Below are 6,613 nucleotides of genomic sequence, written 5' to 3' on the forward strand. Positions count from 1 at the left end.
CCCCTGGGGCACACCCCTTTCACCCTAGGTCTGCCCCTGGGAAAAACCTTTCGTCTTCTGGCCGCGGGGAAAGAGGCCTCTCTAACCCAGACGAACGATTAAGGGAATCACATGCAGTTCCTCGTCTATCTCCTCGGTGGTTCCCAGGGTCCAGTCCTTTACCTTCCATCCATCCGGAAGAAGGCCTTCCAGGCGGCCCACCACCCCCTGAAGATCCAGGGCCGGATGGCGCTTGAAGACCTCGGGGAGTCCCCAGGTGAGATTACAGGCCAGGCATTTCCCCGGACGGGCCTTGAGCCGCAGCTCGAGGCGCACCAGGCGTTGCTCCGGATCGAAATGCCCCAGCCCGAGCTCCAGATCATAGGCCGGCTCCTCCCCGAAGTAAAAAGCCTCGAAAAAGGCCTCAACCCGCTTCCGGGGTAAAAGCCCTTTTATCTTCTCTTCGCTCAGCATCCCTCAGTAGGTGGTAAGTCGAATGTCCGTGATAAGAACATACTTTCCGGTCTCAATATCCGCATACCCGGAACCCACCATAAAATACAACACCGAGGGCAAACGGGAAAGGGCCAACTGATCAACTCTTCCAGAAAAAAGTCTCCGGCCATCAAAAAAGACCCGAAGGGTATCTCCTTTCTTCTGAAGGGCCACCCGATGTACCCGCCCCACGATGTCCTGATCAAGGGGAATGGGTCTTTCCATCCACTTGAAAATGGTATCCCCCTTTACTGAGCCCTTCTCCAGATCTAGGAAAAAGGGGGAATTGGCCCGGCCCAAGCGCACCGCGGCCTTCCCCCAGGGCATATAGGCCCCGTAATAAAAGGCATACTCCAGGGCCCAGTCCTTGGCGAAACTGAAACCGGAAAGTCTTTTGGAAAAATGTACCTCTCCCTTAACCGTAGCCAACCAGGTCTTGCCCTGAAACTTGACACACTCCACCGACCCCCGGAGGATTTTTACCGTGGTGGGGACCTCCTGGCAGGAGGAGAAATCCTCCTCCCAGACCACCCGGTTTCCAGGGCTGAAGCGGGCCGAGGGCCTCACAAGCCCGCCGGCTGCCGGCGCGGGCTGCGAGGCCCCGGCGGAGGCCACCGGCTGAGGCCCGGGGGCCGCAGACCCCTGGGTATCCGCCCCCCAGCGATAATAGTTTTCCGGGACCATCTTCGCAATGGCATTCACGGCGTTGTAAAGCATCACCCGGATGGCCTTCTCCATGGGGGTGTTTTTGTAGGCTCCAAGCGCTCCGCCCAGGGCTACGGATCCCAGAATGGTTCCCATTCCTCCTCCCACCTTCCAAGAAGAAGCTTTACCCTCCACCGTGGTGGCGTTTATGATTCGGCCGGTACGGACATCCACCAGCCGGATGTCCGCAGCAATATAGGCCTCCTTTTTAGAAAGCCGGGCCCCACCGATAAGGGGGATCTTGTAAGGAATAACGATACCTCCTCCCCCGATACCCGAGGCATTGGGTTCAAAGGCAGTGATGGCTCCGATGACCAGGATGTCTGCCCCCTCCATAAGGCCCATCTTGGGAGCAGCCCCCTTCCGGACATAACCGGACTGTCCCAGATTCAGTTCCTCCTGAATGGCCTTAAGGCCCTCCCCTCGTTCCAGGACGATGAAACGCCCGGTACGGAAAAGGGCCGTAGCCAGCATGTCCGACAATCCATCGCCGATGGCACCGCTGCACTTGGCAGCCTTGCACTTAAAACTGGCCACCGCGATCCGGGCCTTGGGACCATGGTAGGTAAGGGCCTCCTGCACCGTAGGACCGGTGGTCTCTACCGTGGTCTGAACCCCGGAGGAAACACAAGAAGCCATCCAAAACAAAAGCACTACCGCTAAAATAGGAAATCTTTTAGAAATCCTCTCCATCATCCGGCCTCCTTCTTCTGATTTCCATTAAATTTGACTTTATAACAGCCTGGGCCTCCGGGTCAAGGTCTGCTTAAAGATCTTTCTATGCTCCCCAAACTATTGACTCGAAAACACACCTAAAGTTAAAATACTTTCGTACTTTAAGGAGGAAGGTTTCCGATTTGAACGCTGAAATATTTGAAAAACTCCTCAAGCAGGAAAGACAAGCTCTTGCCACGGCCTGGGAAGCTTTTCTCTCCATTCATAAGGAAGGTAAAGTACCCTATCCATCATTATATTCCCAAGAATTTACCAGAAGACAGGGAAAAATCGGCGATAGAGAACCAGAATTAGTTCAAATCCTGGAAGAAGCCAGTCGATTCTTAAATCGCCTTTTGACCATGTCCAAAAAGGAAGCCGCGGGAACGTTTACTCTTACCCTCAAGCGAGAAGAAGTATTAACTATTTATGAACTACACAAAAAGCTTAGATCTCTGGAGCAAGAAATATCCTTTCTACGTGAAGAGTTACTAAAAGATCCATTAACCAACTTCTGGAACCTCAGAGGGTTGCAACGTATTTTCGACCACGTAATCAAAAAATATATTTACAGTGAGGACTATCTACTTTTGACCTTTTATGTCCTTCTCCCCGGAGATAAACAGTTCCAACCCTTTATCCACAGTATTCTCCGGGCCTGTGCCCATTTCCTGCGAGGGCTCTTCTCTCCCAAGGATTTCTTTACCCGTCCTCAAGAAAAGACCTTCGCCATCATCTGCGTGGGACGGGCCATTCAGGAAATCCAGGAACTAATCGAACGTCTGAAGGGAAAGAGCTTCCCCTGTCGAATAGGTCCCCATCGTCTATCCATCCGTTATCTGGTGGGAGGAACCAACATCCTGGGAGCGGACAGTCTTCCCCTGGTGCTGGAGCGGGCTCTCAGTGCGGCTCAGAAGGGCACCTTCATTCGGGTCTAGTGGTCTCCCTTTCGATCCACTCCAGAAAGGGTTCATGCCCTCCGGCCACCGGAAGCTCCAGCACACAGGGACAGGAATAGGAATGTCTTTTCACGATCTCCTCCCGGGCGGCCCGGGCCTTTTCCGGGGTGGTCTTTACTATCAGAACCGCCTCCTCCGCCGACTCTATTCGCCCCTCCCACCAGTAAAACGAACGCATCCCGGGAAAGATATTCACACAGGCACAAAGCCTCTTTTCGAGAAGACCCCGGGCCAGATCCTCGGCCTCCCGGACACTTCCGGCGGTAACGTAAAGCAATACCGCTCTGCTCATACCTCCCCCTCCAGTTCCTTTTCCAGATGTAAGGCCGGCTCCCGCAAGGGATGATCCGGAGAAAGACGGGCCAGAAAATCCCTCACCAGGCCCCTGATCTTTTCCCGATACCCGTCCGGAGACAGGGCATGTTTCTTCAAAAACTTGCACAGACGCTGCCAGTTCACCCGGGCCCGCACCGGCCCCCGATAAAACGATTTTCCGATATATTCCGGGGTAAGATCCCTCTGAATGATAAGAAGATATCGCCGGATCACCGCCTGCCGCAGAAGAAGTTCCTCCTCCTTTTCCAGGACCAGGCCCAGTCCCTGCGGGGGTTTCTCCGTAAGATAGAACCAGGCGTTCCAGAAGGCCACCTCCGGAATCTCTCCCCCCTCATGAACGATAAGCTCTGCCTCTTCCTGTACCTCCTGCCGAATCATGCCTTGCCCGCCAGTTTGCGAATTTCTTCCAAGGGTGGCAAATCCTGAAGGCTCCTCAGGCCGAAAAATTCCAGAAAATATTCCGTGGTTCCGTAAAGTAGCGGACGCCCGGGAATCTGTTTGCGCCCCACCACCCGAATGAACCCGGCTTCTAAGAGAAAGCGCAACGGACCGGAGGAATCCACTCCCCGGCGAGCCTCGATCTCCGCCCGGGTAATAGGCTGGTGGTAGGCAATAATGGCCAGGGTCTCGAGAGCCGCCGCGGAGAGACGCCGCGGCCGCGGTCGCAGATACGACCGCACCTCCTCCGCTACCTCCGGGGCTGTTTCCATACGCCATCCCCCGGCCACTTCCCTTATCCGGATCCCCCGATCCTTATACTCCTCCGCCAGTTCCTGAAACATATCCCTAAGATCTTCTTCCTCCACCCCGGGCCAGACCTCCTTTAATTCCCCCGGTCGAACCGGGCCACCGGCAGCCAGAAGAATGGCCTCCAGGGCCTTCTTCATCCTTGCGCGGGACACCTCAGAAAAAACCCTTCTGCCGTAGAAATTCCTCGCTCAACCCCTTTTGATAGGGTTTCAGGAGCTTTTCCACGTATTTGGCCAGCAAATCCACCTCCAGGTTCACCGGATCCCCGGGTTTCCTGAAGCCCAGAGTGGTAATCTCGGCGGTGTGAGGAATCACCGCTACTTCAAAATTTAACCCCTCCACCCGGTTTACGGTCAGACTGACCCCATCCACCGCCACGGAACCCTTTTCCACCAGATAGATAGCCACGTTTTCCGGGGCCCGGATGCGAAAAAAGAAAAATTCCGTCCTTTCCGTTCGGGAAAGCACCTCTCCCACCCCATCCACATGCCCGCTCACCAGGTGTCCTCCCAGGCGATCCCCCCACCGCAGAGCCCGTTCGATGTTCACCCGATCCCCGGGTCGGAGCCTTCCCAGGGTGGTGCGTTTCAGGGTTTCCGGAGACACATCTGCCTCAAAGATCGGAGGCCTCACCTCCACCACTGTGAGACAGGCCCCGTTTACCGCCACACTCTCCCCCAAACCTAACTCCTCGGCCGGGAAGGGGGGCTCGATACCCAGACGCACCCCCCCTCCCCGGCTCCTAGACATCCGCACTGTTCCCAGACCCTCCACCAGCCCGGTAAACATCCGCTACCCCAGATCGTGCGTGCCCAGTACCACCCTGGCTCCGGTCTTTTCCTGGATCATCTTCACCAGTTCGTCCAGATCGTGATTCTTACAGGCCGGTTTGGCCTTGGCCAGGCAATTGGTAAGGTGCACCACCTCGAAACCGGTTTTCTCCTTGGCCATGGCAATGTTAGGCACCAGGGAACGCCCCGGGCATCGACAGCGCAAAAAACCCACCACCTTCACCTCGTCTTCATAGGCCGCAAAGGGGCCCTTCTTCTCCGCGGCGGAAAACAGACACTTCCAATCCGCCACGCAGGAATGAGACGTTTCGGCATAAGAGCCGCAGGCTACAATAAGTACCTTGGGCATAATCCACCTCCTGATTTTTTATTGCTTTTTCCCCAAGTTTAATACCGGACCCCCTATTTTCTGAAAGCCAAAAATCCCCATTCATCTCGCACCTGTCGGGAAATAAGGCCCAAATCCCTGTAAGCCTCCAGCATTTCCGCAATTTCTTTCGCCAGAAAACCCGAAAGAAACAGCCGGCCCCCGGGACACAGTCTTTCCTTGAGCACCGGAGCCAGGGCTCGCAATTCCCAGGCCGAAATATTGGCCAGAATCAGCTCAAAATCCGCCTGTATCTCCTCTATTCGGCCCGAAACCACTTCCACCTTTACCCCGTTACGTTGAATATTTTCCCGGGCCGCCTGGCAGGCCCGGGGGTCTATATCCAGGGCCACCACGCGTTCCGCCCCCAGTTTGGCCGCGGCTATGGCCAGAATGCCCGTTCCGCAGCCCAGATCCAGAACCCTGCCCGGAGTTTCCTCCCGAAAGAGACGATCCAGGGCCTCAAGCATCAGGGCGGTGGTGGGATGATGACCGGTACCGAAGGCCTGTCCCGGATCAATGATTATCTCCACCTCCCCCGGGTCCGTCTCCACCCGCTCCCAGGGAGGACACACCCATATCCGGGAGGAAACCCTGAGGGGCTTGAAGCTCTCCCGCCAGGTGCGTGACCAGTCTTCCTCCGGTATCTCCCGGAAGGAAATCTCCTCCCAGCCATACCTGCGACAGTCCTCCCGAAACCGCTCCCGGTCTCCCGGAGAAAGATAAAAGATCGCCCGTACTTCCCCGCCCTCTTCCACAAAACCGAAACCTCCCCATTCCTCCGCCAGAAGAGGCAGATCCCTCTCCAGATCTTCAGGGGATACCTTAAGGGCGGCCTCCAGTAGAACAGACTTTTTGGTTTGCTCTCCGGCTCCCTTCATGTTAGAAATAGGCTAACGGAATCCTGCGCCTTTACAAGGGAGAGAGTCTATGAAAAAAATGCTTCTTTGGGGGCTTTTCTTCGTACTGGTAGCGGCACCGGCCCGAGCGCTCCTACCCTCGGACCTCAAACAGGATCTCCGTCCCCTTACAGCCCTAGTCATCGGCCTTAACGGCAATCAGATCATCCTGGATAAGGGGCGCGCCCAGGGGGTAAGGCTGGGGGATCTCTTCACCATCTATCGCAAAGGGCAGCCCGTTATCCATCCGCAGACCAAAAAGGTCCTGGGTTATCTCAAAAAACCGGTGGCTCTGGCCGAGGTGATCCAGGTGGAGGAGAACTTCGCCACAGCCCGGCTTCTCTCACGGCAGGAAAATTTTCCTGTCCCCACTCCGGCCATCCGCTACGGAGACCTGAAGATCCTGGTCCTCTCTGCCTCCCCGAACCTGGCCGATACCTATCTTCCGGAACTGGAAAGCCTGCTCACCCGCTCCCGTCTCCTCTATGAACCCCGGAGGACCCTGGGTTCTCTCTCCCCGGCCGGGCTCCGTCAGGAAAAGATCCATCTGGTCTTCTACCTTGAACCCGGGGCCTTAAGGATCTACGATCCCAATCTTAACCTTATCCGCACCTATAC

At 56.0% G+C, this 6,613-nt stretch carries 10 protein-coding genes; 2 read left to right on the top strand and 8 right to left on the bottom strand.

The window, feature by feature from the left end; translation table 11 throughout:
• Positions 1 to 81: 81 nt before the first annotated feature.
• Both F8J34_RS06155 and F8J34_RS06160 read right to left on the bottom strand, forming a co-directional pair.
• Positions 82 to 453: a hypothetical protein gene (locus F8J34_RS06155; RefSeq protein ID WP_297057215.1), complete on the bottom strand. Its 372-nt coding sequence runs from the start codon at positions 451 to 453 to the stop codon at positions 82 to 84.
• Positions 454 to 456: 3 nt separating this feature from the next.
• Entirely contained in the window at positions 457 to 1,818 is a 1,362-nt protein-coding gene (locus F8J34_RS06160) for a CsgG/HfaB family protein (protein ID WP_297057217.1), read from the bottom strand.
• Positions 1,819 to 2,423: 605 nt separating this feature from the next.
• Here F8J34_RS06160 and F8J34_RS06165 point away from each other — a divergent pair.
• Positions 2,424 to 2,831: a hypothetical protein gene (locus F8J34_RS06165; RefSeq protein WP_297057218.1), complete on the top strand. Its 408-nt coding sequence runs from the start codon at positions 2,424 to 2,426 to the stop codon at positions 2,829 to 2,831.
• Here the strand turns inward: F8J34_RS06165 and cutA are convergent.
• The 6 genes from cutA to prmA are packed head-to-tail and all read right to left on the bottom strand — an operon-like array spanning position 2,818 to position 5,977.
• On the bottom strand, positions 2,818 to 3,144 hold the full coding sequence (gene cutA, locus F8J34_RS06170) for a divalent-cation tolerance protein CutA (RefSeq protein WP_297057220.1): 327 nt from the start codon (positions 3,142 to 3,144) through the stop codon (positions 2,818 to 2,820). The genes F8J34_RS06165 and cutA overlap by 14 nt on opposite strands.
• Positions 3,141 to 3,566: a hypothetical protein gene (locus F8J34_RS06175; protein WP_297057222.1), complete on the bottom strand. Its 426-nt coding sequence runs from the start codon at positions 3,564 to 3,566 to the stop codon at positions 3,141 to 3,143. Before F8J34_RS06175 ends, cutA begins: the two co-directional genes overlap by 4 nt.
• A complete protein-coding gene (scpB, locus tag F8J34_RS06180) occupies positions 3,563 to 4,075 on the bottom strand; it encodes an SMC-Scp complex subunit ScpB (RefSeq protein ID WP_297057224.1) in 513 nt (170 codons plus the stop codon). Before scpB ends, F8J34_RS06175 begins: the two co-directional genes overlap by 4 nt.
• Before the next feature lie 16 nt (positions 4,076 to 4,091).
• The gene (locus F8J34_RS06185) at positions 4,092 to 4,727 is read right to left on the bottom strand and encodes a riboflavin synthase (protein ID WP_297057226.1); all 636 of its coding nucleotides are present in this window, start codon (positions 4,725 to 4,727) and stop codon (positions 4,092 to 4,094) included.
• Positions 4,728 to 4,730: 3 nt separating this feature from the next.
• A complete protein-coding gene (locus F8J34_RS06190) occupies positions 4,731 to 5,078 on the bottom strand; it encodes a CGGC domain-containing protein (protein ID WP_297057228.1) in 348 nt (115 codons plus the stop codon).
• 53 nt (positions 5,079 to 5,131) lie between these two features.
• The gene (gene prmA / locus F8J34_RS06195) at positions 5,132 to 5,977 is read right to left on the bottom strand and encodes a 50S ribosomal protein L11 methyltransferase (RefSeq protein WP_297057230.1); all 846 of its coding nucleotides are present in this window, start codon (positions 5,975 to 5,977) and stop codon (positions 5,132 to 5,134) included.
• A 49-nt stretch (positions 5,978 to 6,026) separates the two neighbouring features.
• Here prmA and F8J34_RS06200 point away from each other — a divergent pair.
• Positions 6,027 to 6,613: FlgT C-terminal domain-containing protein (locus F8J34_RS06200; protein WP_297057232.1), on the top strand; the 587-nt coding region annotated here is incomplete at its 3' end.

Source organism: Thermosulfurimonas sp., assembly GCF_015491435.1.
Classification (GTDB): domain Bacteria; phylum Desulfobacterota; class Thermodesulfobacteria; order Thermodesulfobacteriales; family Thermodesulfobacteriaceae; genus Thermosulfurimonas_A.

Bases quoted from the DNA above. Each gene is read 5' to 3' on its own strand.
- prmA (WP_297057230.1), bottom strand. From the start codon at position 5,977: ATGAAGGGAGCCGGAGAGCAAACCAAAAAGTCTGTTCTACTGGAGGCC.
- cutA (WP_297057220.1), bottom strand. From the start codon at position 3,144: ATGAGCAGAGCGGTATTGCTTTACGTTACCGCCGGAAGTGTCCGGGAG.
- F8J34_RS06175 (WP_297057222.1), bottom strand. From the start codon at position 3,566: ATGATTCGGCAGGAGGTACAGGAAGAGGCAGAGCTTATCGTTCATGAG.
- F8J34_RS06190 (WP_297057228.1), bottom strand. From the start codon at position 5,078: ATGCCCAAGGTACTTATTGTAGCCTGCGGCTCTTATGCCGAAACGTCT.
- F8J34_RS06185 (WP_297057226.1), bottom strand. From the start codon at position 4,727: ATGTTTACCGGGCTGGTGGAGGGTCTGGGAACAGTGCGGATGTCTAGG.
- F8J34_RS06155 (WP_297057215.1), bottom strand. From the start codon at position 453: ATGCTGAGCGAAGAGAAGATAAAAGGGCTTTTACCCCGGAAGCGGGTT.
- scpB (WP_297057224.1), bottom strand. From the start codon at position 4,075: ATGAAGAAGGCCCTGGAGGCCATTCTTCTGGCTGCCGGTGGCCCGGTT.
- F8J34_RS06160 (WP_297057217.1), bottom strand. From the start codon at position 1,818: ATGGCTTCTTGTGTTTCCTCCGGGGTTCAGACCACGGTAGAGACCACC.